The organism is Ruegeria sp. BHSB064, assembly GCF_059613205.1.
The window spans coordinates 1-1738 of sequence record NZ_JBXWSB010000050.1 but is presented as its reverse complement, the minus strand read 5'-3'; the positions used below and the strand labels follow the sequence as shown (position 1 = coordinate 1738).

Sequence of the window (1738 nt, the reverse complement as noted above, 5' to 3'; positions counted from 1 at the left end):
AGTAGATTTGCTCAAAATGGCAAGTGCGTTCAGGTTCCGCAAGGAAAGCAGCAGATCGTTGGGTTCTGCGCCCGGAATCAGCGCGCTCAGCGCAGGTGTGACGACCTCGATGTCGTTTAAATGAACTGGGTCCAATTCTTCTGGTTCGAGGCTGTCATAGACGTCGAATTCCTGATGTTCGGCCAGCCAATCAATCACAGGCTCTAAAATAGGAATAGTCTCCAGCACAACGCCATCTGCACTGACCAATACGGCGGAATCTGCGTAGTAATTTTCGGAGTCCATGAGAGCTTCAACAGAAGCACCTGGCAGAAAATAATATGGATCAATAGTCTTTGGATCGCGCTTTATCGGGAGCCAAAAAGATCCGTCCGAAGTTCGAGTGATCGAGTGATGTGTCATTTGGTCAACTGTCCAGACAACCTCTCCACATGGATCTAAACGTGCAGTTCCCAATTCTGCAAAATTTACCAGAATTGACCCGTCTTTTTCGAGTGAAAGCCCCTGCGTGTGATACCCGTCGAGCCCACGTGGAACATTTTGCTCGGGAACAACGTGGCTTGGATCAGGCCAAATTGAACCAAAATCCAGTGCCCACTCACGCAGCAGCGTCCCATCAGCATCATAGACGCGGGCTTTCGCGCCTTCTTCGAACATTCCCTGCATCAAAGTGATGCCGGTCCAACTGCGTTCGGGGTCGTATTTCACCAGTCCGACACCTTCATATCGCCGCGGCATCCAGCGGGGGTCCCGGTACCACGGCCCTCGTATAAGTTCCTTGGCCGTATTCTTTGCGTCGCGCACTAAAGCGGTCGGTGGCAAGTCCAGAACGGCAGCGGAAACGCCAGCAAGAAACGCCATCAACGCTCCGCTTAAAAGGAATACTACAAAGCTTATCTTGCTGTCTTTTTCTGCCATGTTTTGTTCCTGTTGACTTGTCGATATGACTGACTGAATCGTCTGTCTGTTCTGAAAAGAGTTGCGTCCGCCCGGGTGTTAATCAGCCCGCGAGACTCACGGCGATACGATGCTTTCAGGGCTACTGGGCGCTTGGCATAGTGCGCTCGAAACCTCTCAGAACGGCACTGGGTAATTTGATCGGTTCGCCAGAGAGGCGTATATCTCCTTTGCCTGTGCAACCAAGTCGGGCGAGAATTGCCCACTATCCGCTTTAAATGACAGTGGTCGGATTTTTGCGGCTGAGCTTGATAAACTGCGCCCATCAAGGCCAAGAGCTTCGCATAACTGCGCGATGGCCGCGCCTGGTGCATCGCAAAGCGCTTCGTATGGAAGGATATGAAAGCTTTCATTTCGATTCTCGACGTGTTTGAAGGCGGCGATCCAATAGGTCAGCCAGTAGTCAGGGGTGTTCAACGACAGATGAGTGGAATGACCAGAAAACCCGAAAGGCCGGTGCAACATTCCGAACTCGTAGTGACCGATATCCGCCATGTAGCGTGTGACAAACGGATCATTCGCTTGCTGGATGGAAAAGTTCTGGTGCTGTCTCAAGAGCGACGCTGCGTGCTCAATTGGATCCCGCAAAACAACGACGATCTGTGCGTCCGGCAGCATCCTTGATATCAGTTCAATCCGCGCAATATTGGCATTGTTCTTGGACACGTAACGCGCGTCTTTCAAATGATCCGGGCGACGGAGCGCCACGATCTTTTTCAAGTGTCGGCGAAAGAACTCAGTTGCGTCCGCATTCTGACTTCCGAAATTCCAGAGCGGTATC

At 51.8% G+C, this 1738-nt stretch carries 2 protein-coding genes; both read right to left on the bottom strand.

Annotated elements, in window-relative coordinates:
• On the bottom strand, positions 1 to 918 hold a 918-nt coding region (locus AC2FNU_RS13165), incomplete at its 3' end, for an aryl-sulfate sulfotransferase (RefSeq protein WP_496788962.1).
• Positions 919 to 1074: 156 nt separating this feature from the next.
• Positions 1075 to 1738 (bottom strand): sulfotransferase (locus tag AC2FNU_RS13160; protein ID WP_496788959.1); only part of this gene is annotated, 664 nt, incomplete at its 5' end.